Raw genomic sequence first — 26235 nt, forward strand, 5'->3', positions numbered from 1 at the left:
GCCGACCATGGCCGACATCGAACCCTACGAGAGCGCCCTGGACTCCGTCCCCGGCGCCCACCCCTACCCGCGCACCAGCCGCTACCACGACGCCGAGATCGGCCTCCACCGGCTGCCCGACGGGACCGAAGTGCGTTACGCCAAAAGGCGGTTGCTGCCCCCGGTGGGCGAGCAGGAGACGCAGGACCACACCGTCGGCGCCGGTGAGCGGCCCGATCTGCTCGCCCAGCACTATTTCGGCGACCCCGGCCAGTGGTGGCAGATCGCCGACGCCAACCCCGTGCTCGATCCACGCGAGTTGACCGAGGAAGCCGGGCGTGTCATCGCCGTCCCCGCCGCCGGCGGGTTCCCGCGGGGGGACCGGCGTGTTTGATCTGCCCGTGGGGCAGGGCCCCGTCCACATCACCCTCCTCATGGGGCCCAAGCTCGCCCGCCCCGTGCCCGCCGAGGTCACCGAGGCCCTGCTCTCCGCCCAGATCACCGCCACGGCGGGGGAGCGGAGCGGCTTCCAGCTCGCCTTCGACCTCACCAAGAACGGGCTGATCAGCAGGCGGCTGCTGCCCGAGGGGTTCTTCGATCCCAAGACGCGCCTCATCGTCACCGTCAGCGTCAAAGGCACCCCCGACGTGCTCTTCGACGGCCTGGTCGTACGGCAGGAGGTCGGCGCCAGCAACCAGCCCGGCCACTCCACGCTCACCGTCACCGGCGAGGACCTCACCCTCCTGATGGACCTGGAGGAGCGCACCGCCCGCTACCCCAACCTGCCGCCCTCCGAGCGCGTCCTCACGATCCTGCGCCGCTACTCCGACTACGGCATCCGGCCCGACGTCTACCGGGAGAAGGTCGCCCAGCCGCCGCACCAGGACCTCCGCGTGCACTACCAGACCGGCACCGACCTGCAGTACGTCACCGAGCTCGCCCGGACCAACGGCTACACCTTCTACCTCGAGCCGGGGCCCAATCCCGGTCAGTCCTCCGCCCGTTGGGGACCGGAAGTCCGGCTCGGCGTCCGCCAGCACGCCCTCAACGTCAACATGGACGCGGGCTCCACCGTCGACCAGCTGACGTTCGCCTACGACGGCACCGCCCGCGAGGAACCGCAGGCCCGCTGGCAGGACCCCGGCACCCGGCAGGCCACCCTGCTGCCGCAGCCGCCGATCAGCCCGCTGCGCCCGCCGCTGGGCAGACGGCCCACCCCGGCGCTCAAGCGCCGCACGCTGTCCGGCACCGCCAAGCAGCAGCGCGAGCAGGCCGAGGCGGAACTGCTGGCCCGCGCGGCCGTGTCCGCCGACGTCGTCTCCGGCTCCGGCTCCCTCGACGTCAACCGGCACGGCTACATCCTCCAGCCGCGTCAGCTCGTCGGCGTCCGCGGCGCCGGACGCGCCTACGACGGCGACTACTACGTCAAGTCCGTGACGCACAACCTGCGGCCGGGCTCGTTCCAGCAGAACTTCACCCTCTCCCGCGAGGGTCTCGAAGCCCGCAGCGACTACGTCCGCCCTTAGGGCCGAGTCACCAACCACCAGGAGCAGTTCAGCATGGCGGCACCCAGCAATCGCTACCTCGGCAAGTTCCGCGGCCGGGTCGTCAGCAACGACGACCCGCTGCGGATCGGCCGCATCACCGTCGAGGTCCCGGACGTCCTCGGCGACGAGCCGTCCACCTGGGCGCTGCCCTGCCTGCCGTTCACCGGGCCGCAGACCGGGCAGTTCGTGGTGCCGCCGCCCGGCGCGGGCGTGTGGGTGGAGTTCGAGCAGGGGGACCCCAGCTTCCCGGTGTGGACCGGCTGCTGGTACGGCTCCGCCGAGGAACTGCCGCCGGACGCGCAGCGCGAACTGAGGGCGGGCTCGCCCGACAAGCCCGTCGTCGTGCAGACCGTGCGGGAACACAAAATCGTGCTGAACGACACCGCCGGCGCCGAGCAGGGAATCCTGCTCCAGGCCCAGGGCGGCGCCTACATCCGCATCACCAAGGAAGCCGTGGTCATCGCCACCGGCGCGGGCGCCGAGATCGTCCTGCGCGGCGACCACGTGACCGTCAACCAGGGTCAGTTGACCGTGCACTCCAAGCGATGAAAGCCATCTCGAAGGACGGGGGACGAAGGAAGTTGTCCGGGAATCTGCTCGACGCCGGGGCCGTGATCGGCTGCCCGCACGGCGGCCGCGTCACGCCCGCCACCACACCCTCCGGCGGCATTCGGATCGGGGGCGCCGCCGTCGCCACGGCCGCCCACACATACGTCGTCACCGGCTGCCCGCACACCGTCGACCGTGTGCCCTCGCCCTGCGTCTCGGTCCGCTGGACCGCGGACGGCACCGGCGTCATGGTCGACGGCGCGCCCGTGCTGCTCGACACGTCCGCCGCCCAGTGCGTCACCGCGGCCCTCGTCCCGCAGGGACCGCCCGTCGTCCAGGCCGCGCAGCGAAAGGTCACCGTCCGATGAGCCGCCGGATCAGCCATCACCCCTGCCGCCACACGAGCCCCCGGATGAGCCGCCGATGAGCCCCCGCACCCGCCCCCGCACCGACATCGCCTTCCCCTTCCACCCGGACCGCCGTGGCCGCACCGCCCACGCCCGCCCGGACGCCCACGTCCACGACCTGATCGAGCAACTGCTGTTCACCAGCCCCGGCGAACGCGTGATGCGCCCCGACTTCGGCTGCGGGCTGCTCGACCTCGTCTTCGCGCCCAACAGCCCCGAGCTGGTCAGCACCCTCGAACTCTCCGTCCAGGCCTCGCTGCAGCGCTGGCTCGGCGACCTCATCGACGTGCTGGCCCTGGACGTGTACGGCGAGGACGACGTCGTACGGGTGGAGCTGTCGTACGTCGTCCGCGCCACCGGCATCCGGTACGACGACGAATTCGTGGGGAGGTCCGCATGACCTCCGGCACCACCGCGTCCCGCCGCGCCAAGGTACGGGCCGCCCAGCTGGGCGGGATCGACGCCGTCGAGGTGAGCGACGACGGGCTGCTGCTCACCGTCACCTTCCTCGGCAAGGCCCCGCACGGTCTCGGCCCGCAGAACGTCCGGATCGACGGCGGGCGGCGGATCACCGGGATCACCGCCATGGACGTCAGCGTCGAGCGCGAGGAGGATCCGGAGCTCGACGACCGGCTCCACGTCACCCTCGACAAGGCCGGGGACACCTCCCGCTACCGGCTCTCCCTCGTCGAGACCGACCCGTACGGGCGGCCCGGCACCGAGCCGTACCGCGGCTTCGACCAGCGCTACCACAGCGCCGAGTTCGCCTTCCGGCCCGACTGCCCGACCCCGTTCGACTGCGCCGACGAGCAGGAGCCGGAGCCCGTCTTCCCGTCCGCGCCCGTCATCGACTACACCGCCCGCGACTACGACACCATCCGCAAGCTCCTGCTCGACCGGCTCGCGCTGACCACCCCCGACTGGATCGAACGCAACCCGGCCGACCTGGGCACCACCCTCGTCGAGCTCCTCGCGTACACCGGCGACCAGATCAGCTACCAGCAGGACGCCGTCGCCACCGAGGCCTACCTCGACACCGCGCGCCGCCGCGTCTCGGTGCGCCGGCACGTCCGGCTCATCGACTACGCGATGCACGACGGCTGCAACGCCCGCGCGTACGTCACCGTGGAGACCGCCGGCGACCACACCCTCGCGCCGGGCACCTACCGCTTCGCCTCCGTCGACGTGCGCACCCTCGACGCGCACGACCGGCCCGCGCCGGGCACGGTCATCGACGAGGGCGATCTCGGCGACCTCGACGAGCGCGGCTCGGTCGAGGTCTTCGAACCGGTCGTCGCCGCCGAGCCGTTGGAGCTGCGGGCCGCGCACAACGCGATCCGCCTGTGGACCTGGGGCGGCGAGGTGTGCACCCTGCCGAAGGGGGCCACCTCCGCCACCCTGCGCGACGAGTGGGTGGACCGGGAGACCTGCCGGGACCGCCAACTCGGTCTGCGGGCCGGTGACGTGCTCGTCCTGGAGGAGGTCAAGGGTGCGCGCACCGGCACCCCCGCAGACGCCGACCCCGCCCACCGGCAGGCCGTGCGCCTCACCTCCGTCACGCCCGGCCTGGACCGGATCGAGGACCAGCCCGTCCTGGAGGTCACCTGGGCCGCCGAGGACGCCCTGCGCTTCCCGCTGTGCCTGACCACACGCGGCGGACGCGACTGCCTGCCCGTCGAGGACGTGACGCTCGCCCGCGGCAACGTCGTCCTGGTCGACCACGGCCGCTCGGGTCTGTGCGAGACGGTGACGGTGCCGCCCGTACCGGCCGTGGTGGCCCCCTGCGACCCGCCCGCCTTCGGCTGCTACGACCGCACCGAGGGCAACGCACCCGCCCGGCTCGTCAACTCCCTGACGGACAGGGCGCAGAGCGGCGACGTCCTCGTCCCCGACGACGTGCGCGAGCTGTTCGACGTCGTCGGGGAGACCGCGGTGACGCGTGCGGGCATCGCACTGGAACGCGCCGGGCAGCGGCACGAGCGTGTCGTCCCGGGCACCGCGTACGCCCAGGCCGCCGCGCTGCGGACCCTGCTCGCGCAGTCCGTCTACCCGGGCATCGAGCCCCGCTTCCGTCCGGTCCTCGGACGTACGCCTGTCACCCAGGCAGTGCCCTTCCCCGACCCGGCCACCGTCGCCACCGGGCAGGCGGCGCGGATCGCCGCCATTCCCGGGCGGGTCCGGCAGCGGCTCGTCGAGTTGTGGCGCAGCGCCCGTGACCGGGACGGCCTCGGTGAGGAGGAGATCGCCGAACTCGCCATCGTCTACGGCCTGAAGGTGCTGGAGCGGCTGGAGCTGCGCCGGCATCCGGTCCGGGCGCTGCGTGAACTGCTGTACCGCAGCGACCGGTTGCTCGACGCCAAGCTGCGCCGCGTCGAAGTTCTCGCGGCGCGGGCCCGGGCGGGGACGGTCCTGGACGGGCACGTCGCCTGGGAGATCGCGCACAGTTGGGGTCCCGCGTACGCGGCCGGGCTGCATCCCGAGGAGCCGGCGCTGCGCGGCTCCGCGACCGCCGCCCTGGCCCAGGATCCGCGCCGGGCCCTGCCCGCCGTACGCATCGACGACACCCACGCGCTGTGGGAGCCGCGCCGCGACCTGCTCGGCAGCGGACCCAGGGACCGGCACTTCGTCGGCGAGCTGGAGGACGACGGACGCCTCGCCCTGCGCTTCGGCGACGGACGCCACGGAGCACGGCCCACCCCGGGCTCCCGGCAGTCCGCGCACTACCGGCTCGGCGGCGGCCTCGCGGGCAACGTCGGCGCGGAGGCCATCAACCACCTCGTCGTCCGCGGCGGGTGCGAGGCGCCCGTGGCCACGGTCCGCAATCCGCTGCCCGCCGTCGGCGGCACCGAGCCCGAACCCATCGAGCAGGTGAGGCAGCTGGCCCCCCTCGACCTGCGCCGCACCCGGCTGCGCGCGGTCACCGCCGACGACTACGCGGCCCTCGCCTCGGCCCTGCCGGGGGTGCAGCGGGCCGCCGCCGACCTCCGCTGGACCGGCAGCGTCCAGGAGGCGCACATCGCGGTCGACGCGCTCGGCGCCGACGCCCCGACCGAGGAGCTGCTCGCCTCGGTGGCCCAGGCGCTCGAGGCACACCGGCGTATCGGCCACGACCTGGTGGTGGGCCCGGCCAAGCTGGTGCCACTCGACATCGCGCTCACCGTGTGCGTCCGGCCCGGCCACCAGCACGGGCAGATCCTCGCCGAGCTGTACCGCGTCCTCGGCAGCGGACGCCTGCCGGGCGGACGGCTGGGCTTCTTCCACCCGGACGCGCTGACCTTCGGCGAACCGGTCCGGCTCAGCCGCCTGGTCGCCGCCGCGGCTGCCGTCCCCGGGGTGGAGAGCGTCCATGTGACCCGGTTGCGGCGGCTGTTCGCGGAGGACCGAGGAGAGAGGGAGGACGGCGTGCTGCGGCTCGGCCCGCTGGAGATCGCCACCTGCGACAACGACCCGGACCGGCCGGAGAACGGACGGCTGGCGATATCCCTGGGAGGCGCCCGATGACCGCGCACTGCACCTGCGGCGGCGCCTGCCGGGGCGGCCACGACGAGCGGCTCGCCCCCGCCCCGGTCCACAACCCGCCCGGCCGCACCGCGCTGGACTACCGCGTCGGTGAGTACGGCTCCTTCCTCGCCGCCCTCCTCGACCGGCTCGCCTCACCCGCGTACCCGGCCCTGAACGGGCTGACCGTGCGCACCCCGGACGACCCGGCGATCGGCCTGCTCGACGCCGCCGCCGTCCTCGGCGACCTGCTCACCTTCCACTCCGAACGGATCGCCGACGAGGCCTACCTGCGCACCGCCCACGACCACCGCTCGCTGGTGCTGCTCGGCCGGCTCGTCGGCCACCGCCCGCGTCCCGGCGTCGCGGCCGGCACCCATCTCGCGTACACCCTCGAACGCGACCCGCGCGCCGAGACCCTGCCCGTGCTGATCCCGCGCGGGGCCCGCAGCCACAGCGTGCCCGCCTCCGCCGACGAGGAGTCCCTGACCTTCGAGACCAGCAGGGACCTCACGGCGCGCTGGGACTGGAACGAGCTGAAGGTACGGCGCCGCCGGCCCTCCCTCATCACCCCCGAGGACCTGGACCGCCGCTCCGAGCTCTTCGTCGAGGGGACGGCGAATTCACTCGCGACGGGCGACCAGCTGCTCTTCGTCTTCGGTGAACAGGCAGGCGGACAGCGGCTGTTGCTCCCCGTCGCCGGTGTCCGGATCGACCGCGACGACGAGATCACGGCGATCTCCCTGCCCACCTCGGCCCCGCCCACGCTGAAGGAGCTCGTCGACGACGTACGGTGCTGGACCACCGAACCCGCGGCTCCCGGCGAACCCGGTGACGAGCCCCCGACGGGCGAGGTGCCGGGACCGCGTCCGGTCAGCCGCCTGATCGAGGACTTCGACGACCAGGTTCTGGAACCGCTGCGGGCCGACCTCGACGGCATCGAGACCCCGGAGCGCCTCGCGGCCCGCCTGGCGGAACCCGTCGCCCGCCTGGCGGAGGCGCAGGTGCTGGCCGAGCCGTACGAGGACGTGGCGGCGTGGTTCGAGCAGCTGGCGGCAGTGCTCGCGGAAGTCGCCGAACGAGCACGGGAGCTGGCGCCCGCGCAGCCCGTCGGCACCGCCGCCCCGGCGGCCCGGCGTCCGCAGGCCGTGCGGCCCGCGGCCACCCTGGCCGCCAAGGCGACCGCCACCACCCCCGACCCCCGTACCGCCGCCCTCCAGGCCCTGGGCCACGTCCTCCCGGCCCTGCGCACCTCAGCCCCCGCGCCGGCCCGGCGGGGAGGCGCCCGCGCGCCACGTCCCGGCGGCGACACCGCCCGCCTCCTGACCGCCCTCGATCCCGCCCTCGGCAGCCTCTACCCGGCCTGGCGCACCGCCGCCGCCCCGGGCACCCCGCAACTGCTGCGCGAGCTCCTCGCGATGCGCGTCACCGCGGCCCCCTTCGGCGCCACGGCCCCGCTCAAGCCGGTGCAGGACGACCGGGGGCGGGTGATCCGGACCGTGGACTGGCCGCTGACCGGCGCGGTGCTGGCCGGCATGCGCGTGGTGTACGACACCGCGGGCAAGGTTCCGGTCCGCGCGGAGTTCCAGTACGTCGAGGGCAGCACCTCCGACCAGCGGGCCGAGAACCTGCCCGTCGCCCAGCCGGTCACCTTCCCCCTCGGACCGGGCAAGGTCGACCTGAAGAACCTGTCGTCCGCCGACCAGGAACGCGACGCCAACCGGTTCGCCCGCCACTTCGCCGAAGGCGCGCCGTCCGGCGTGTCGGCCCGTCTGTACGACGGCCTGCCCGAGCGCACCCTGATCGTGTCGGCTCCGGACGACGACGGTCTGGTCCACGTCGGCGTCGACAACGGCGAGCCTTCGACGATCATCCTGCATCCGGGCGTCCCCGACCACCTCACCCACGGCGAGTACGAGATCAGCCTGCGGTACACCGTGGGCAGCACCGAGCCCAACGTCGAGATCGTCATCGCCAGCAAGCCGGAACCCGTCAACCGCCGTGTCCTGCAACTCGACTCGGTGCACGACGGCATCACCGCCGGCAGCTGGGTGGCGATCCAGCGGCCCGCCAAGGGCGCCCGGGGCGGCGTCCCCGGCGACGCCGCACTGGCCTTCGTCACCACGCGGGTGACGGCCGCCCGTACGGCGGCCTACTCCAACTACGGCATCACCGGACGCGGCACCGAACTCACCCTCGCCGACCCCTGGCTGGACGAGTTCGACGTACTGCTGTCGCACATCCGCGACACCACCGTGCACGCGGCGGGCGAGCCGCTGCGCCCGGCGGACGAGCCGCTCGGCGAGGACGTGCACGGCAACGAGATCGAACTCGCCGAGCTGTACGACGGGTTGCGGCCCGACCGCACCCTGATCGTGACCGGGGAACGCTCCGACATCCCGGGCGCGGCCGGCGTCACCGCCACCGAGGTGGTCACCGTCGCCGCCGCCGATCCGGCCGTCGACCCACAGCTGCCCGGCGATCACGTGCACACCCGGCTGACCCTCACCGCCGAACTCGTCCACCGCTACCACCGCGCGAGCGTCCGCATCCTCGGCAACGTCGTGGAGGCCACCCACGGCGAGAGCCGCGAGGAGGCGATCGGCAGCGGGGACTCCGACCGCGTCAACCAGACCTTCGCGCTCTGGCAGTCCCCGCTGACCTGGCTCGCCGACGCCACGCCGCTCGGCGCGACCCCGGTGCTGGAGATCCGGGTGGACGGCGTGCTGTGGCACGAGGTCGACAGCCTCGCCGGACGCGGCCCGACCGAGCGGGTGTACATCACCGGCACCGCCGCGAACGGACGCACGACCGTGACCTTCGGCGACGGCGTGCACGGCGCCCGGCTGCCCAGCGGCCACGAGAACGTCCGGGCCCGCTACCGGTTCGGCACCGGCCGGGCCGCCAACGTGCCCGCCGACCGGATCACCCAGCCCCTCACCCGTCCGCTCGGCGTCACGGCCGTGACCAACCCCCGTCCGGCCACCGGCGGTGCCGACGCGGACGGCCCCGGCCTCACCCGCCGTACCGTCCCCCTCGCCGTGTCCGCCCTGGACCGGTTGGTCTCGGCGGCCGACTACGAGGACTTCGCCCGCTCCCGCGCCGGCATCGGCCGGGCCGCCGCGCGCGAACTCTTCGACGGTCGGCGGCGCGTGCTGCACGTGACGGTCGCCGGCACCGACGACGTACCCCTCGATCAGGACTCGGACGTCCTGCGTTCCCTGCGCGGCGCCCTCACCGAGTACGGCGACGCGAACCTCCCGGTACGCGTGGACGTCCGGGAACTGGTCCTGCTGCTGATCGCCGCCAAGGTGAAGGTGGCCCCGGACCACGCCTGGGAGACGGTCGAACCACGGTTGCGGCAGGCCCTGCTGAGCCGACTCGGCTACGCGGGACGGGAGCTGGGGCAGCCCGCCCGCCTCTCCGAGGCCCTGGCCACGGCCCACTCCGTGCCCGGCGTCGACTACGTGGACGTCGACGTCTTCACCGGAGTGCCCGCCTCCGCCACCCCCGAGCAGCTCACCGTCCTGTTCACCGGCACCGGCCGGCCGAAGGCGTCCGTGCCGGCCCACCCGGCGGCGTACGACGAGCGGACCCACACCGTCCGCGCCCAGGACGGCGAGACCCTGTCGTCCGTCTGCGCCCGGTACGGCATCCCGCTCGCCGAACTCCTTCGCCTCAACCCCGACATCACCGACACCCGGCGCCTGCCGAAGGGCCGGACGGTGTGCGTCTTCCGCGGCATCCGCCCGGCCCAGCTCGCGCTGCTGTCGGCCCGGGCCGCGGACACCCTGATTCTGACGGAGGTCAAGTAATGTCCCCGGACGTCGAGTTGGAGACACCGGCCGCGGTGGTCCGCAGGGAGCCCGACGGGCTCGCCGAGCTGCTGCCCCGCTGGCACCGGCTGCGCGACGCCGAGCGGGGGGAGCCGCTGCGCGCCCTGCTCGCGGTGATCGCCGAGCAGCTCGACCGCGTCCGCGACGGCGTGGAGCAGGGCTACGAGGACCTCTTCGTGGAGACGGCCGCCCCCTGGGTGCTGCCCTACCTCGGTGACCTGGTGGGCTACCGCACCCTGCCGGGGTACGAGCGGGTCCTCACCACCGGCCTGCACCGCGGCGGCCGGGCCGCCCTCGCCGAGGCGATCGCCCCGCGCGCCGACGTGGCCGCCACCGTCGCCCACCGCCGCCGCAAGGGCACCCTGCATCTGCTGGAGGAACTCTCCGAGCAGGTCGCTCACTGGCCGGCCCGGGCCGTCGAACTGTCCCGGCACGTGGCGCACACGCAGCCGGTGAAGCTGTACGGGAGCACAGCCGCCCACCGCGGGTCCCGCGGCCGACTGGTCGACCTGCGCGACGGATCCGAACTCGCTCTGGCCGGCGGCCCGTTCGGCTCGACGGCCCGGACCGTGGACGTACGCCGTGCCGACTCCGCGCGCAGGCAGGGCGGTTGGACGCCCGCCGGGGTCGCCCTCTTCGTCTGGCGGCTGAAGGCCTACCCGCTGACCTCCTCCCCGGCCTACTGCGTCGACCGGGCCCGCAACCTGTACACCTTCTCCATCCTCGGCAACGACACGCCCCTGGTGACCAGGCCGGTTCCGGAACCCTCGCCAGCGCTCCCCCACTCTCGCCTTCGCTCGAGCAGGGGGACCCCCACCGCCGCCGTCGACAACGTCCCGGCCTTCGTCACCCGCCGCCTCCTGCACGACCGGCTCGCCGACTACTACGGCCCCGGCAAGAGCCTCGTCATCCGGCGCGACGGTGAGGACAGGCCCGTACCGCCCTCCGACATCGTGGTCGCCGACCTCTCGGACTGGCGCTACCGGCCGAAGCGGGGGCAGGTCGCCGTCGACCCGGAACTGGGCCGGATCGCGTTCGGATCCCGGTCGGCGCCCCGGCAAGGGGTGTGGGTGGACTATCACTACGCGTTCGGTGCCGACATGGCAGGGGGCGAGTACGAGCGACCGGACCGCGAGCCCCGTCCCGAGGCGGCCTTCTACCGGGTCGGGCCGGGCCGGCAGTACCGGCAGATCATGGACGCCTACCGGGCCTGGCAGCACGACCGCCGGGCCGGCCGCACCGGACCCGACGGCATCATCGAGATCACCCACAGCGGCGCCTACCAGGAGCAGCTCGACTTCGACCTCGACCCCGGCGACCGCCTCGAACTGCGGGCGGCCGAGGGCACCCGGCCGGTCATCCGCCTGCTCGACTGGTACAGCAACCGCCCCGACGCCCTCAACATCCGCGCGGTGAACGGCGAGTGCGCCCCGCACGAACGCCCCAGGGTCGTCCTCGACGGGCTGCTGGTCGCCGGGCGCGGGATCAACGTCACCGGCCCCGTCGGCGCCGTCGTCGTCCGGCACAGCACGCTGGTGCCCGGCTGGTCCCTGGAACCCGAGTGCGAGCCCCACTCGCCGGACGAGCCCAGCATCGTCCTGGAGCGCACCACCGCCTGCCTCCAGGTCGAGCACAGCGTCCTCGGCACCATCGAGGTGATCGGCGACGAGGTGAGCGAGGACCCGCTCGACATCCATCTGCGCGACAGCGTCCTGGACGCCACCGGCGACGACCGCGAGGCCCTGTCCGCCCCCGACTGCCGCCACGCGCACGCCGTGCTGCACCTGCACCGGACCACCGTGATCGGCGAGGTCCGCACGCACGCCGTGGAGATCGCCGAGAACTCGGTCTTCACCGGCAGGCTGCACGTGGCCCGGCGCGGCATCGGCTGCCTGCGCTACTCGTACGTCCCGCCGGGTTCGCGCACCCCGCGCCGGTATCGCTGCCAGCCCGATCTCACGTGCGGGGCAAGGCCGTTGTTCTCCTCCGAACGCTACGGGACGCCCTGGTACGGGCAGCTGGCGGACCGGTGCCCCGAGGAGATCCGGCGCGGTGCGGACGACGGAGCCGAAATGGGCGCCTTCCACGACCTGTACCGGCCGCAGCGCGAGGACGGACTGCGCGCCCGGCTCGCCGAGTACACCCCCGCGGGCACGGACGCCGGGATCTTCTTCGTGACGTGAGCCGCACGCCGCCGCCGACTTCGAGACAACACCTCAACCAGGGGGACCCTCTTCATGCACGCTGACCTCTCCCGCTCCACGTTCCGCCCGGAGCGGCACTACTCCGCGGTCATCGCCCAGCAGGGCCGCGTCCAGCTCGACGCCGACCTCAACGAGCAGGCCGCGATCCAGCTCCACCGGGCCCGCGCCCTCGCCGCCGACCTGATCGGGCAGCACGGCGGGCCGAGCGGCTCCGCCGGCTTTCACATCGAGTACGTCGGCGGCAAGCACGACATCGACACCCTGCACATCCAGGGCGGCCGCTACTACGTCGACGGCATCCTGTGCGACGCCGACCGCCCGGCGCCCGGCACTCCCGTACCGCACGAGGACGGCGAGGAGCAGCAGACGGCGCCGCCCGAGTTCTGGACGTACTGGGACCAGCCGGACGGATTCCGTGACCCGGAGAAGCCGGGCGACCGGCTGCCCTCGCCCGCGCGGTCACCGTTCGTGGTCTACCTGAAGGTGTGGGAGCGGGCGGTGTCCGCCGCCGAGGACCCGGCGCTGCGCGAGGTCGCCCTCGGCGCGGCACTGCCCGACACCTCCGTCCGGGCCAAGGTCGTCTGGCAGGTGCTGTCGCTCTCCCTCGCCGAGCTGGGCGTGGAGGACGCCGACCCGTCCCCGGACACCGTCCGCAAGGCGTTCGACACCTGGGCCCGTCGTGAGTCCGCGCCCTCGGCCCGGCTCGCGGCCCGCAGCGAGCGGCCCGAGCACGCCGACGAGGACCCGTGCCTGGTGCGGCCCGACGCCCGCTACCGGGGCCCGGAGAACCAGTTGTACCGGGTGGAGGTGCACGCCGGCGGCGAGGCGAAGGACGCCACCTTCAAGTGGTCCCGGGAGAACGGCTCGGTGGTCTTCCCGGTGGACGAACTCGACGGCACCTGGGTGCAGTTGGCGACCCTCGGGTTCGACGACAAACTGGATCTGGACGTCGGCGACCTCGTGGAGTTCACCGACACCGCCTACGCCTCCCGCCTCGAACCGCTGCCGCTGCTGCGCGTCGAGGAACTCGACCTGCCGGGCCGCCGGGTCCGGCTGTCCGGCGAACCGGCCCCGCGCGTCGGACGGCTCCCGCACCTCCACCCGTTCCTGCGCCGCTGGGACCACCACGAAGGCCCCCGGCGCAAGGGCCGTACGGCGGCGCTGAAGGGCGGCGCGGTGCCCGTCACGGAGGGGGAGTGGCTGCCCCTGGAGGACGGCGTCGAGGTCTACTTCGCCCAGGGCGGCACCTACCGCACCGGCGACCACTGGATCATCCCCGCCCGCACCGCCACCGGCAGCGTCGAGTGGCCCGCCGACCCGGCGCGCCGCCCCCTGCTCCAGGCACCCGCCGGGATCGCCCGGCACTTCGCGCCGCTGGCCCTGATCAAGGGCGAGGGCAGCCCCGTCGACCTGCGGCGGGTCTTCCCCCCGCTGGCCGGGGACATCCCGGCGGCGGACGAGGCGACCCTCGCCGCCGAGGCACAGGCCGCCCAGGAGGAGCAGGCGGCCGAGGCCGACCCCTCCGGCGGCCGCTCGCAGACCACGGCCGAGGCCGAGGCCGCCGCGGAAGGAGACCAGTGATGGCCCAGCCACTGAGCGCGTCGAAACTGCTGCAGATCCTGCGTGCCGAAGGCGTGACGGTCCACGAGGTGCGCAACTGGCGCACCCACAACCGCAACACCAAGGGCCCCTGGGGCCCGGTGAACGGCGTCATGATCCACCACACCGTCACCTCCGGCACGGCCGCCTCCGTCGACATCTGTTACAACGGCTACCCCGGCCTGCCCGGCCCCCTGTGCCACGGCGTCATCGACAAACAGGGCCACGTCCACCTCGTCGGCAACGGCCGCGCCAACCACGCCGGCCTCGGCGACAGCGACGTCCTGCGCGCGGTCGTGGGCGAGACGAAGCTGCCGCACGACAACCAGGCCGACACCGACGGCAACCGACACTTCTACGGCTTCGAGTGCATCAACCTCGGCGACGGCAAGGACCCCTGGCCCGAGGCGCAGAAGGAGGCCATCGAGAAGGTCGCCGCCGCGATCTGCCGCCACTACGGCTGGAGCGAGAGATCCGTCATTGGCCACAAGGAGTGGCAGCCGGGCAAGCAGGACCCGCGCGGCTTCACCATGGACGGGATGCGCAAGCGGATCGCCGAACGGCTCGCCGGAAAGGGCGGCGGCACGAAGGACCCCGACCCGAAGCCCGCGCCCAAGCCGGCGTACGCGCCGTTCCCCGGCAGCGGCTTCTTCCACATCGGGCAGAAGTCACCGCTGATCACGGCCATGGGCCGCCGCCTCGTCGCCGAGGGCTGCGGGCACTACGAGAGCGGCCCCGGCCCCGAGTGGACCGAGGCCGACCGCAAGTCCTACGCGGCCTGGCAGCACAAGCTCGGCTTCAAGGGCACGGCCGCGGACGGCATCCCCGGCAAGGTCAGCTGGGACAAGCTGAAGGTGCCTTCCTAGGGCGTCCGCCACCAGCGGGACGGCCGGTCGAGGGCGTCGTGCCGGCGATTGCGGGGCGCCCGGTCTCAGGTGCGCGGGCGCTCCTCGCTTTCGGCGTTCTTCTGCTTGATCCGGGCGGTCTCCTTGCGGACCTCCGCCTGCGTGGCGCGCTCCTTCTCGAGCCACTCGGGGCTTTCCTGCTTCAGCGCCTCGATCTGCTCGGTGGTGAGCGCCTCGGTGACCCCGCCGCGCGTGAGGCCCGCGATGGAGACGCCCAGCTTCGCCGCGACCACCGGGCGGGGGTGCGGGCCGTTGCGACGCAGCTCCCGCAGCCACTCCGGCGGACTGGCCTGGAGTTCGTTGAACTCGGCGCGCGAGACGACACCCTCCTGGAACTCGGCGGGGGTGGCGGGGAGGTACACACCCAGCTTCTTCGCCGCGGTGGCGGGCTTCATCGTCTGGGCGGTCTGCTGCGACTTCATGAGGTCAAGGGTATCGGCCGCGTACGAGACGTCCGACCACGGCCGGTAACCTGGCGGCGTGACAGACTCGCAGGAATCACCGTCGTTCCGGCTCGCGTACGTCCCCGGAGTGACGCCCGCCAAGTGGGTGCGGATCTGGAACGAGCGCCTGCCCGACATCCCGCTCACCCTCCTCCAGGTAACGGCCGCCGAGGCATCCGATGTGTTGCGGGCGGGCGAGGCGGACGCGGGGTTCGTACGGCTGCCGGTGGACCGTACGTTCTTCAGCGCCATCCCCCTCTACACCGAGACCACGGTGGTCGTCGTCCCCAAGGACCATCTGATCACGGCCGCCGACGAGGTGTCCCTGGCCGACCTCGCCGACGAGGTCCTCTTCCACCCCCTCGACGACGTGTTCGACTGGGACAGCCCGCCCGGGGAGCCCGCCTTCGAGCGCCCCGCGACGACGGCGGACGCCGTCGAACTCGTCGCCGCCGGCGTCGGCCTCGTCGTCGTCCCCCAGTCCCTGGCCCGCCTCCACCACCGCCGGGACCTCACCTACCGGCCGGTCGTGGACGCTCCCCGATCCAGCGTCGTCCTGTCCTGGCCGGAGGAGGCCACCACCGACCTGGTCGAGCACTTCATCGGCATCGTCCGCGGCCGCACGGTCAACAGCACCCGGGGCCGTGCGGCGTCCGCCGTGCAGCCCGACACCGAGCCCAAGCGCAAGCGCCCGGACCCGCCCGCCGCCCGGCAGAAGCCCGCGCCGGGCAAGACGAGCGGCCGCAACCCGAGGGGCCGCTCCGGTGGTGCGAAGAGCCCCAAGCGGGGGAAACCGCGCCGACGGTCCTGACCCGGCAGACCGCCCACCGGTGAGGGCTGTCTGACGGCCGCGTCACGCGCCGCCCCCACATGCGGCGGCAGCCACTCGGCCGCGCCCCTGACCCACGACGCAGGGGACCGGACCGCACGCTGCTCCGTGCCGTACGGCCTCGAGAGGACGCATCGCCTTGGTAGGCGCGGTGGGCCATCTGATGCCCGGCCTGCCTGCTCGCCACCGCGCACCGGGCGGAGCCACCGCCGCCCGCACCGTGCTGCCGGTGCTGCCCGTGCTGCCGGTGCTGCCGGTGCCGGCCGGTGCTGCCCGTGCTGCCTGTGCAGTCCGTGCCGCCCGCGCTGCCTGCGCCGCCCGCGCCACCGCGCACCGCCCGCGCCGCCCGGCCCCCGGTCCAGCGGGCCACCTCACAGCCCGCGCCCCCGCTCGCCGGCCGAGCTGTGGCCGGTCACCCGGCGTCCCACCCCGCACCAAGACGGACGCCCGACGTCCAGGACGCCCGTGCGCGAGTGAATCCGCCCCGCGCGGAAGCGCATCCGTGGCGGTCCTCAAGGTGACCGCCCCCTACCCCCGCGCGGAGCGCTCCCGCAGGTCGGCGAGCGCCAGGGCCAGCGCGAGCAGGACGAAGAGGAGTGCGGTCGCCAGGCCGAGCTGCAGCGCGGCGGCGACGTGGCCGTGGCCGGCGAGCTGGGCGAAGTACACGGCTCCCACGGCGGCGATGCCGGCGGCGGAGCCGACGCGCTGGCCGGTCTGCAGGACGCCCCCGGCGGCCCCGGCGCGGCGGACCGGGACGCGGCCGAGGGTGAGGGTGGTGTTGGGGGAGACGGTCAGCCCCGAGCCGACCCCGGCGACGAGCAGGGGCAGTGCGGCGGCCCACGCCACGCCCCGGCCCGGCGCGAGCTGTACGGCCATGACGGCCCCGAGCAGGCCCAGTGCCACACCGCACAGCCCGTAGACCACCAGCTTGCGGCCGTACCGGACGACCAGCCGGCCCCCGGCCAGGGCGGCGGCCGCCGATCCGGCCGCGAACGGGGTGGCGGCCACCCCGGCGGCGAGCGCGCTGTAGCCCAGGCTGTTCTGCAGGAACAGCGTGTAGACGAAGAAGACCGAGGTGAACCCGGCGAAGTACAGAAGGCTCACCAGCGCCCCCAGCGTGAAGGACCGCCGGGTGAACAGCCGCAGGTCCACCAGCGGCGCCCGCCCGAGCCGTCCCTGCCGCCGCTCCCACGTCCAGAACGCCACCAGGAGCACCACGGCCACGGGAACCAGCGCCCATTTGCGCCGTCCGGGCCACTGCTGTTCCTGCACCAGGGGCAGCATCAGCGCGAGCGCGCCGGAACCCAGCAGCAGCACGCCCGGCAGGTCGAATCCCTCCTGCGGGCCCTCCCGCGGCGGGGTCCGGGGCAGTAGCCGCAGGGCCGCGGCGAACACCGCCACGCCGATCGGCAGGTTCACGTAGAACACCCAGCGCCAGCCGTCGTCGCCGCCGGAGGCCTGGATCAGCAGGCCGCCCGCCAGCGGGCCGACCGCGGTGGAGACGGCGACGACGCTGCCGAACATGGCGAACGCGCGGGCCCGCTCGGCGCCCTGGAACATCTGCTGGATCAGCCCCGAGCTCTGCGGCGCGATCATGCCCCCCGCCATGCCCTGGAGCAGCCGGAACACCACCAGCCACCCGGCGGCCGAGGCCAGTCCGCACGCCGCCGAGGCCAGCGTGAACAGCGCCACCCCGATGAGGAAGGTCTCCCTGCGGCCCCGCAGATCACCCAGCCGGCCCGCCGGCACCAGCATCAGTCCGTACGTCAGGGCGTAACCGGAGGCCACCCACGACAGATCGGCCTGGGAGGCGCCCACCCCCCGCTCCATCGAGGGCAGGGCCACGTTCACGATCGACGTGTCCAGGAGAGTCATGAACCCGGCGGTGAGGCATACCCCGAGCGCCAGCCAGCGCCGTTGATCAACGCGTGGCTCGGACGACCGTGCCTGGACTGTGGTCATGCGGCCACGCTATGCAGCCGAGCCACCCGCCGCACGGGGAGCGCGGCCAGGTGGTGCGGTGCGGCACTCACCACGTGTCGACGAAACCCCGCCGCTGCGGCCACTGACCGCACCCGTCCAGGGCGGCCAGGATCCACCCCCGCGACTCCGCCGGGTCGATCACCGCGTCGATCTCCAGCGCGGCCGCCGCGTTCACCGCCCGCCCGTGCTCGTACAGCTCGGCGACCCGGGCGTCGAAGGCCCGGCCCCGCTCCGCGGGGTCCTCGATCGCCGCCAGCTCCTTGCGGTAGCCGAGCCGGACCGCCCCCTCCAGGCCCATGCCGCCGAACTCGCCGCTCGGCCAGGCCGCCGTGGCCAGGGGAGCGCGGGTGGAGCCGCCCATCATGGCCATCGCCCCGAGGCCGTACGCCTTGCGCAGCACCAGGCACACCAGCGGCACGCGCAGGTTCGCGCCCGTGACGAACAGCCGTGCGAAGTGCCGCACGGTGGCCGTCCGCTCGGCCTCCGGTCCGACCAGGAACCCCGGGGTGTCGCAGAGCGAGACGACCGGCAGGCCGAAGGCGTCGCAGAGCTGCAGGAAGCGGGCGGTCTTGTCGGCCGCGTCCGCGTCGATCGCCCCGCCCAGGTGCGCCGGGTTGCTCGCGATCAGGCCCAGCGGACGGCCCTCGACCCGGACCAGACAGGTCAGCACCCCGACCCCGAACTCCGGGCGCAGCTCCAGCACCGACTCCGCGTCCGCGAGGCCGGCGACCGCCGCCCGTACGTCGTACGCCCGCCGCCGGTTCTCCGGCACCACATGCCGCAGCAGCCGCTGGTCCGGCGCCGCCCAGTCGTCGTGCGTGCCCCGGAAGTACGACAGATATTGCCGCGCCACCCGCACGGCCTCCGCCTCGTCGGCGACCGCGATGTCCACCACCCCGTTCGGCACCTGCACCGACAGCGGCCCGACCTCCTCGGGCCGGTACACGCCGAGCCCGCCGCCCTCGATCATCGCGGGACCGCCCATCCCGATGGTCGCCTCCGGCGTGGCGATCACCACGTCGCAGCAGCCGAGCAGCGCCGCGTTGCCCGCGAAACACCGCCCCGAGGCGATGCCGACCAGCGGCACCCGGCCGCTGAGCCGGCCCATCCGGTGGAAGGTGGTCACGTCGAGGCCCGCGACGGTTGTGGTGTCCGTGTCCCCGGGCCGGCCCCCGCCGCCCTCCGCGAACAGCACCACGGGCAGCCGCCGCTGCCCGGCGATCTCCAGCATCCGGTCGGTCTTGCGGTGGTTCTGCAGCCCCTGGGTGCCCGCGAGGACGGTGTAGTCGTACGACATCACCACGCACGGCCCGCCGCCGACACGCCCGGTGCCGGTCACCAGGCCGTCCGCGGGCGTCGACCGGATCAGGTCGTCCAGGGAGCGCCGTCGGCGCTGCGCGGCGATGGCCAGCGCACCGAACTCCGTGAAGGTGCCCGGGTCGCACAGGTCCACGATGTTCTCCCGGGCGGTGCGGCGCCCGAGCGCATGGCGGCTCGCCACCGCCTCCGGCCGGTTCTCGTCCAGGCCGAAGGCGTGCCGCCGGACGACCTCGGCCAGGTCGGCGCGCACGGTGTCGGGATCGACCGCCTCGGGCGCCGCCTCCCCGGCGCACCCGCCGGACACCCCGTCCAGCGTGAGCAGCGGCTGCCCCTCACCCACCGTGGCCCCCACGCGCGCGTGCAGCCCGGCCACGACACCGGCGCCGGGCGCGGTGACCACGTGCTCCATCTTCATGGCCTCGACCACCAGCACCTGCTGTCCCGCACGCACCGGATCACCCACGCGGACGTCCACCGACACGACGGTCCCGCTCAGCGGCGCGACCACCGTCCCGTCCTCCGAGGGCGGCGTGAGGTCGTCGGCGAAGTCCCGAGCCCGCTCCTCCACCACCCCCGTGTGCGCCCAGAAGCCGGGCCGCGCCAGGACGTCCCGCAGCAACGGGATCCCGGTCCGCACGCCCTCCACCGCGAACTCGCCCAGCGCCCGCCGCACCCGCGCACAGGCCGCCTCGACCCCGCCGTGCGGCACGTGCGCGACCACCTTCGCCAGGAGCGGGTCGTAGCGGACGCCCACCTCCGCCCCGGCCCGCAGCGCGGTGTCGACCCGGATGCCGGGTCCCGTGGGCACGTCGAACCGGGTGAGACGGCCCGCCGACGGCCGCACCGACCCGTCGGCGGCCGTGACCTCGGCGTTCACCCGCGCCTGGACGGCGAACCCGCGCGGTGGGGCCGCCGGCCCGGACAGCCCGAGCCCGGCCAGCGTGTCCCCGGCCGCCAGCCGCAGCTGTGCGGCGACCAGGTCCACGCCCGTCACCTCCTCGGTGACCGTGTGCTCCACCTGGAGCCGGGGGTTGGCCTCGATGAAGTGGAACTCCTCGCCCCGGACGAGGAATTCGACGGTGGCCAGGCTGGTGCAGCGCGCGGCGCGGGCCAGCCGCAGGGCGCTGTCGAGGATCCTCTCCCGTACCGTGTCCGGGAGCCCGGGCGCGGGCGCGATCTCGATGACCTTCTGGTGGCGGCGCTGCGCGCTGCAGTCCCGGTCCCAGAGGTGGGTGACGGCACCGGTCGCGTCACCGACGACCTGCACCTCGATGTGCCGGGCCCCTTCGAGGAGCCGCTCCACGTACAGGTCACCGCGCGTGAAGCCCTGTCGCGCCTCCGAACGGCACCGCTCCCAGGCCGCCTCCAGCTCCCCGGCCGTACGCACCGCCCGCATGCCGCGCCCGCCGCCCCCGCCGACCGCCTTGACCATCAGCGGCCCACCGGCGAGGAACTCCCGCGCCTGCTCCAGGGTGGTCGCCCCGTGTGTCCCCGGAAGCACGGGGACCCCGGCCTCCACGGCGAGTTCGCGGGCCCGCGCCTTGTCGCCGAACACCTCCAGCACCTCGGGGGACGGCCCGACGAAGGTCACCCCCGCCTCGGCGCAGCGCCGGGCGAAACCGGCGTCCTCGCTCAGGAAGCCGTATCCCGGGTGCACGAGCCCGCAGTCGGCGTGCCGGGCCGCCGCCAGCAGGGCCTCCGCGTCCAGGTAGTCGCTCAACGGCACGGCTTCGTCGGCCAGTTGTATGTGCGCGTCGTCCCCTTCGACGTACACCGCCACCGTACGCAGGCCCGCCTCCGACGCGGCCCGCAGGACCCGTACGGCGATCTCCCCGCGGTTGGCGACCAGCACGGCGGCAGTACCCATGAACCCCTCCACGTCGGACAGCGGAAACCCAGGCAGTCATACCGTTCTACATGAGCCGCTCGAAAGCTTTTTTCCGCGTCTGTGTCTTCGATCCGATCGTGAAGTGGATATGGGGTGGGGGCCGTGTTCAACGCGGTTGGGATCGCCGCCTCGCGAAGCAACGGCGGGCCGAGCACAGGCACCAGCGGTGACGCCAGGCGGCTTGGCCGCGATCACACACCGGTGCCCCCGCAGGCAGCGTTCGCCTCTCGAGGAGTGGCGTCGTGGGGTCCCCCCGCGCGAGCGCAGCCGAGCGTGGGGGAGCGTGCCGGGCGTCGCGACGGGGCGAACGTCGCCTGTTGGGGCACTAGGTGCGGGCGGCCCTGCCCACCGACTCCACCAGCGGCAGCAGCCGGTGCGGGACGCGTTCGCGCAGGACCACCTCCGTGCGGGTGCGCACCACGCCCGGCAGGCTGATCAGCTTCTGGATCACGTCCTCCAGATGCTCGTTGTCCCGTGCCACGACCCGGGTCAGCAGATCCCCGCCACCCGTGATCGAGAACGCCTCCACGATCTCCGGCACGGCGGCCAGCGCGTCCCCGACGTCGTCCAGGTGACCCTGGGTGACCTCGATGTGCACGAACGCCAGCACCGGGTGGCCGAGCGCGGCGGGGGACAGCGAGGGGCCCGTACCGGTGATCACGCCGTCCCGCTCCAGGCGGTCCAGACGGGCCTGGAGCGTGCCGCGGGCGATGCCGAGGATGCGGGCGTACTCACGCACGCTGGTGCGCGGCTGCTCCAGCAGCAGCCGGAGGATGCGGGTGTCGAGTTCGTCCACGGTCATGTTGTACGACTGTACCAATGGCTCAGCGGCACCCGGGCGGCGTGTGCCGCGCGGGCATCGTCCGACCTTGACCGTTGGCTTCGTGGCTGACACCCGCGCAGACGCGGCGCTGGGCCAATGGCCCAGTGGCTGAGGCAACACTTGAGCCAGTGACCTCGGTGATGCTCTTATGGACACGTCGATGGCGCTGCGGATCCCCGCGGCGCCTTTTGTGTGCCGGTGTGCCAGATGTTCCAAAGGGGTGGAAAGCAGTGCTGAAGAGGGTGTTCGTGGCTCCGGACCCGGGGCGGCTGCGGTTGCGGTTCGCCGCGCGGGCCGTGCTCGGCATCGGGTCGGCGGTCGTGGTCTGCGGCCTCGCCGGCCATTCCCTCGTGGGTGCCGTCACCGGCGGGCTCGCCGCACTGCTCGCGCTGTTCACCGTCACCGACGCCACCGTGCGGGGGCAGGCGGTCACGACGGCGCTGCTGCCCGTCGTGGGGCTGCCGGTGCTCGCCGCGGCGGCGGGGCTGCACCACCACCCGGTGGCGCGGGACCTCGCCTTCCTCGCCGTGGTCGGCGCGGGCGTGTACGCGCGCCGCTGGGGGCCGCGCGGCCACAGCCTCGGCGTGTTCGCCTTCATGACCTTCTTCGTGGCCCAGTTCCTGCACGCCACCGCCGGGCAGCTGCCCGAGCTGTGCGCCGCCGTCCTGCTGTCCGTGCTCACCGCGGCGGCGGTGCGTTTCGGGCTGTGGTGCTACGAGCGGCAACTGCCTCCGGCCGCCGTGCCGACCCCGCCCGCCGGCACCGGCCTGGCCCGGGTGACCACCCGGCAGGCGGTCCAGGCGACCGCCGGCTCCGCCTTCGCCCTCGTCGTGGGCCAGCTGGTGTCCGGTCAGCGCTGGTACTGGGCCGTCGGCGCGACCTGGTGGATCTTCGTGAACACCGCCTCGCGCGGCGAGACGCTGGTCCGCGGCTTCCGCCGGGTCCTCGGCACGGTCATCGGCATCGCCCTGGGCCTGCTGGTCGCCGTCCCGCTGCACGGGGCGCCGCTCGCCACGGCCGTCCTCGTCGCCGCGTCGGTCTTCGGCATCTTCTACACCGCCGCCGTGTCCTACACCTGGATGATGCTCTGGGTGACGCTGCTCGCCGAGCTCCTCTACGGCCTTCTCGGCGTCCTGAGCCCCGGCCTGCTGGCCCTGCGCCTGGCCGAGACCGGCGTCGGTGCCCTGGGTGCCGTCCTGGCCGTGCTGTTCGTGCTCCCCGTCACCACGCACACCACCACCGACGCCTGGATCCAGCGCGCGCTGCGCTGCGTGCACGCCTGCACGGCCGAGGCCGCCGCGCGCCTCGCGGGCGACGAGACGGCCGACCCCGCGCGTCGCGTCACCGAACTGGAGCAGCTGCTCGGCCGGGTACGGCTCTCGGTCGCCCCGCTCGTGCACCCCCTGAATCCCGTGCTCGCCCGCAAGCGGCGCGCCCGCCGGGTGCTGGCCCTGCTCGACGACTGCGCCCGTGAGATCCGCGGGCTGGTCGCGGTCGCCGCCGACCCGGAGGCCTCCCACGACGCCCGCCTGGCCGCCGCCTGCTGGCGCGTGGAGGCCGCCGTCGGGGCGCTCACCGAGGGCGGCGCCGGCCGGATCACCCACCCCGCCGAGCCGCCCGCCGACCCCGCCCTGGCCCACCTCCACAGCCTGGAACGCGCCCTGGCCGACCTGGCGGAGCCCCTGCGGCCCCCTCCGGGGGCCGGGCTGGTCGCCTGAGCGCCTCCTGGGCTCGCGACTGGCTGGTTCCTGAGCCGCGGTGAGCGCGGACGGCCGGCCGCCGTCTTCCCGGCCCGGGCCTGGCGTGCGGCGCGTGCGGCCGCGCTCAGCCGGAGCGCCTGCCGTCGGGGGCGGGCCGCGCTGAGCCCGGCCCGGACATCCTTGCCCCGGCGATGCCCGTCGCCCGGACCTGTCCATGGCTCCAGCGCCGCGCAGCGATCCTCGCCTCGGGCACGGCGCCCGGGGGAGGGCCGCCCACGCGGCGAGCGCGGACGGCCGGCCACCGTCTTCCGGCCGGGGCCGGCGTGCGGGGCGTGTGCCCGCCTCACCGGCCGGAGTGCCTGGCGTGGGGCGCGGCCCCGGCTGACCCTGCCGCACGCCCTGTCCGGCGATGGCCGTGCCTGGAAGTCCCCGCCCGTCCTCGCTCCGCCGCGCCATGGCCACCCCTCTTGGTCTAGACCGCCCGTGATCGACTGCTACCGTCGGCCCGGGACGGGCACGCGCGGTGAGAGGGGCAGCGGTGACAGAGGGCGGCACGGGGCGGCGGAGGGCGTTCATCGGGTCGTTCACGGCGGCGGGCGGGCCCGGGGTCGTGACGGCGGCGGTGCATCCGGAGAGCGGTGCGCTGAGCCTGCTGGGCAGTGTCGACGGCATTCCCGACCCGTCGTACCTGGCGCTCTCACCGCGAGGGGACACGCTCTACGCGGTCAGCGAGACGGCCGAGGGCGCGGTGGCCGCGTACCGGGTGCACGGCGAGCGGCCCGAGCTCGCGGGCTCCCCGGTGCCGGTCCGCGGCAGCGGGCCCACGCACCTCAGCCTCTACGACGGGCACGTCCTGACCGCCAACTACGGCTCGGGCAGCGTCACCGCCGTCCCCCTGCGCCCCGACGGCACCCTCGCGGCCGCCCCCTCCGGCCACCTCCAGCACACCGGTTCCGGCCCGCACGAGCGGCGTCAGCGGCGACCGCACGCACATCAGGTGCAGCCCGACCCCGGCGGCCGCTGGGCGGTCAGCGTGGACCTCGGTACGGACTCGGTCCGGGTGTGCACGCTGCGGCGGGGCACCCCGGCACTGCACCGCGAGTTCGCCCTGCGCCCCGGCTCCGGCCCCCGCCACCTGGCCTTCCACCCGGACGGCCGGTATGCCTACATCGTCAACGAACTCACCCCGACGGTCACCGTCTGCCGCTGGGAGGGCGGCAGCGGCTCGCTGATGCCGCTGATCGAGACCCCGGTCCTGCCGGGCGCCCCGGCCGGCGACGCCTACCCCTCCGGCATCGTCGTCTCGCCCGACGGCCGCTTCGTGTGGATCGCGACGCGCGGCGAGGACGTCCTGTCCGCCTTCGCCGTCGACGGCGAGACGCTGCGGCTGATCGGCACGGTTCCCTGCGGCGGCCACTGGCCGCGCGCGCTGGCCGAGTCCCGGGGCGTCCTCTACGCGGCCAACGAACGCTCCGGAGACGTCACCTGGTTCACGATCGACCCGGCGACCGGAATGCCCCGCTACGAGGGCGCGGTCGAGGTGCCCGCCGCGTCCTGCGTGGTCCTCGACTGAACCCCGTCGCCCCGCCCCGGCATGGCCGAGGGCCCGCCCCTCGGGGAGGAGCGGGCCCTCGGCCGTACAGGCACAGGTCGTACGGCTGCCAGCGCGGCGTCAGCGGACCGGGGCGCCCTGCGGCTGCTGCGGGGCGATGCCCAGCGCCGTCGTGTACTTGGCCAGGGCCAGCTTGCCGATCGCCGGGTACGGGCCGAGCGGCTCCGCGATGGCACAGCCCCCCTCGCCGGCGGCCGCCTCCAGCAGAGCCGCGTCGATCTCGGGGCCGATCAGGTACGGCGCCACGGCCAGCTGCTGGGAGCCCGCGGAACGCAACTGCTCGGCGACGGACGCGATCGAGCCCTCCTGGTCCAGGGCCGCGGCCATCACCGGCACGGCGAGGCGCGCGGCGAGCAGCATGCCGGTGATCCCGGCCGCCTGCACGGCCTCCTCACCGCCGACGGAGGCCAGGATGATGCCGTCCGCGGCGGTCGCCACGGTGAACAGGCGGGCCCGGTCGGCGCGGGCCAGGCCCGCCTCGGACAGGCGCACGTGCAGCGCCTCGGCGAGCAGCGGGTGCGGGCCGAGGACGTCGGTCAGCTCGGCGGCGACCCGGCTGTCCATGAGGGACTGCCGGACCTGGCGCAGCAGCGAGCTGTCCGGACCGGCCAGCAGCGGGACGACGACGGCGACCGGACCGTCGGGCTCCCTGACCTCGACGCCCGCGGCGCGGGCCTGCTCGTAGCGGGCCGTGCGCTCGTCGGCGGCGTGCGTCAGCACGGACCTCAGGGCCGGGAACTCCGCGTCGTCCCCGTCCAGGAACCCGATCCGGGCGTCCAGGCCGGGCAGCTCGGAGCGGGCGATGCTCACGACCTCCTCGGCGAGGCTGCGCGTGGCGGAACTGGGCGTGCCGGGCACCGCGAGGACGAGCGCGGGCGCGCCCTCGGGAGCCACCAGCGGTTCGGGGCGGCGGTGCCGTCCGGGCTGGCGGGGTCGCGGCATTCGTACTGGCAGGCCGGACGCGGGCCCAGTGGGGGAGCTCATGGCGCCGCATGTTACTGGTTTCCTGGGCTTCTCTGTTCGGGGAGGGTGCAGGTGAGCGGTATCCGTCCGGTTTTGTCTGATGAGTTACGGACGAATGAGAAGTGATTCCCGCACGTTCCGGACACTTCC

Annotated in this window: 18 protein-coding genes; 13 read left to right on the forward strand and 5 right to left on the reverse strand. The window is 74.2% G+C overall.

Annotated elements, in window-relative coordinates; genetic code table 11:
* Positions 1-7 precede the first annotated feature (7 nt).
* The 10 genes from ACIBBH_RS37815 to ACIBBH_RS37860 are packed head-to-tail and all read left to right on the forward strand — an operon-like array spanning position 8 to position 14485.
* The gene (locus ACIBBH_RS37815; RefSeq protein WP_399412732.1) at positions 8-373 is read left to right on the forward strand and encodes a hypothetical protein; all 366 of its coding nucleotides are present in this window, start codon (positions 8-10) and stop codon (positions 371-373) included.
* Positions 366-1505, forward strand: coding sequence for a hypothetical protein (locus tag ACIBBH_RS37820; protein WP_399412735.1), 1140 nt, complete (start codon positions 366-368; stop codon positions 1503-1505). Before ACIBBH_RS37815 ends, ACIBBH_RS37820 begins: the two co-directional genes overlap by 8 nt.
* Before the next feature lie 33 nt (positions 1506-1538).
* Positions 1539-2075: a phage baseplate assembly protein V gene (locus ACIBBH_RS37825; RefSeq protein WP_399412737.1), complete on the forward strand. Its 537-nt coding sequence runs from the start codon at positions 1539-1541 to the stop codon at positions 2073-2075.
* A gap of 32 nt (positions 2076-2107) precedes the next feature.
* Complete coding sequence (locus tag ACIBBH_RS37830) at positions 2108-2443, forward strand: hypothetical protein (RefSeq protein ID WP_399412797.1); 336 nt, start codon at positions 2108-2110, stop codon at positions 2441-2443.
* Between the two features lie 55 nt (positions 2444-2498).
* Positions 2499-2882 (forward strand): GPW/gp25 family protein, encoded by a 384-nt coding sequence (locus ACIBBH_RS37835; RefSeq protein WP_399412739.1) that lies wholly within the window; start codon positions 2499-2501, stop codon positions 2880-2882.
* A complete protein-coding gene (locus ACIBBH_RS37840) occupies positions 2879-5983 on the forward strand; it encodes a putative baseplate assembly protein (RefSeq protein WP_399412741.1) in 3105 nt (1034 codons plus the stop codon). The genes ACIBBH_RS37835 and ACIBBH_RS37840 overlap by 4 nt, the downstream gene beginning before the upstream one ends.
* The gene (locus tag ACIBBH_RS37845; protein ID WP_399412743.1) at positions 5980-9795 is read left to right on the forward strand and encodes a putative baseplate assembly protein; all 3816 of its coding nucleotides are present in this window, start codon (positions 5980-5982) and stop codon (positions 9793-9795) included. The genes ACIBBH_RS37840 and ACIBBH_RS37845 overlap by 4 nt, the downstream gene beginning before the upstream one ends.
* The gene (locus ACIBBH_RS37850) at positions 9795-11999 is read left to right on the forward strand and encodes a hypothetical protein (protein ID WP_399412745.1); all 2205 of its coding nucleotides are present in this window, start codon (positions 9795-9797) and stop codon (positions 11997-11999) included. The genes ACIBBH_RS37845 and ACIBBH_RS37850 overlap by 1 nt, the downstream gene beginning before the upstream one ends.
* Positions 12000-12053: 54 nt before the next feature.
* Positions 12054-13601, forward strand: a complete 1548-nt coding sequence (locus ACIBBH_RS37855; protein ID WP_399412747.1) for a DUF6519 domain-containing protein — start codon at positions 12054-12056, stop codon at positions 13599-13601.
* A complete protein-coding gene (locus tag ACIBBH_RS37860) occupies positions 13601-14485 on the forward strand; it encodes a peptidoglycan-binding protein (protein ID WP_399412749.1) in 885 nt (294 codons plus the stop codon). The genes ACIBBH_RS37855 and ACIBBH_RS37860 overlap by 1 nt, the downstream gene beginning before the upstream one ends.
* Positions 14486-14550: 65 nt before the next feature.
* Here the strand turns inward: ACIBBH_RS37860 and ACIBBH_RS37865 are convergent, their stop codons facing one another.
* The gene (locus ACIBBH_RS37865) at positions 14551-14946 is read right to left on the reverse strand and encodes a DUF5997 family protein (protein ID WP_399412751.1); all 396 of its coding nucleotides are present in this window, start codon (positions 14944-14946) and stop codon (positions 14551-14553) included.
* A 58-nt stretch (positions 14947-15004) separates the two neighbouring features.
* Here ACIBBH_RS37865 and ACIBBH_RS37870 point away from each other — a divergent pair, with 58 nt between their 5' ends.
* Positions 15005-15778, forward strand: coding sequence for a LysR substrate-binding domain-containing protein (locus tag ACIBBH_RS37870; protein ID WP_399412753.1), 774 nt, complete (start codon positions 15005-15007; stop codon positions 15776-15778).
* A gap of 546 nt (positions 15779-16324) precedes the next feature.
* Here ACIBBH_RS37870 and ACIBBH_RS37875 read toward each other — a convergent pair.
* From ACIBBH_RS37875 to ACIBBH_RS37885, 3 genes are all read right to left on the reverse strand, one after another.
* Positions 16325-17758: an MFS transporter gene (locus ACIBBH_RS37875; protein WP_399412755.1), complete on the reverse strand. Its 1434-nt coding sequence runs from the start codon at positions 17756-17758 to the stop codon at positions 16325-16327.
* Between the two features lie 67 nt (positions 17759-17825).
* On the reverse strand, positions 17826-20966 hold the full coding sequence (locus ACIBBH_RS37880) for a carboxyl transferase domain-containing protein (protein WP_399412757.1): 3141 nt from the start codon (positions 20964-20966) through the stop codon (positions 17826-17828).
* 346 nt (positions 20967-21312) lie between these two features.
* Positions 21313-21789: an Lrp/AsnC family transcriptional regulator gene (locus tag ACIBBH_RS37885; protein WP_399412759.1), complete on the reverse strand. Its 477-nt coding sequence runs from the start codon at positions 21787-21789 to the stop codon at positions 21313-21315.
* Positions 21790-22040: 251 nt separating this feature from the next.
* Here ACIBBH_RS37885 and ACIBBH_RS37890 point away from each other — a divergent pair, with 251 nt between their 5' ends.
* Together ACIBBH_RS37890 and ACIBBH_RS37895 are read left to right on the forward strand one after the other, a co-directional pair.
* Complete coding sequence (locus ACIBBH_RS37890; protein WP_399412761.1) at positions 22041-23528, forward strand: FUSC family protein; 1488 nt, start codon at positions 22041-22043, stop codon at positions 23526-23528.
* A gap of 520 nt (positions 23529-24048) precedes the next feature.
* Positions 24049-25083 (forward strand): lactonase family protein, encoded by a 1035-nt coding sequence (locus ACIBBH_RS37895; protein WP_399412763.1) that lies wholly within the window; start codon positions 24049-24051, stop codon positions 25081-25083.
* 99 nt (positions 25084-25182) lie between these two features.
* On the opposite strand, the gene ACIBBH_RS37900 is transcribed toward ACIBBH_RS37895, so the two are convergent.
* On the reverse strand, positions 25183-26106 hold the full coding sequence (locus ACIBBH_RS37900) for a sirohydrochlorin chelatase (RefSeq protein WP_399412765.1): 924 nt from the start codon (positions 26104-26106) through the stop codon (positions 25183-25185).
* Positions 26107-26235: the final 129 nt, after the last annotated feature.

The sequence above is a fragment of the Streptomyces sp. NPDC051636 genome, assembly GCF_044453765.1.
Taxonomy (GTDB): Bacteria; Actinomycetota; Actinomycetes; order Streptomycetales; family Streptomycetaceae; genus Streptomyces.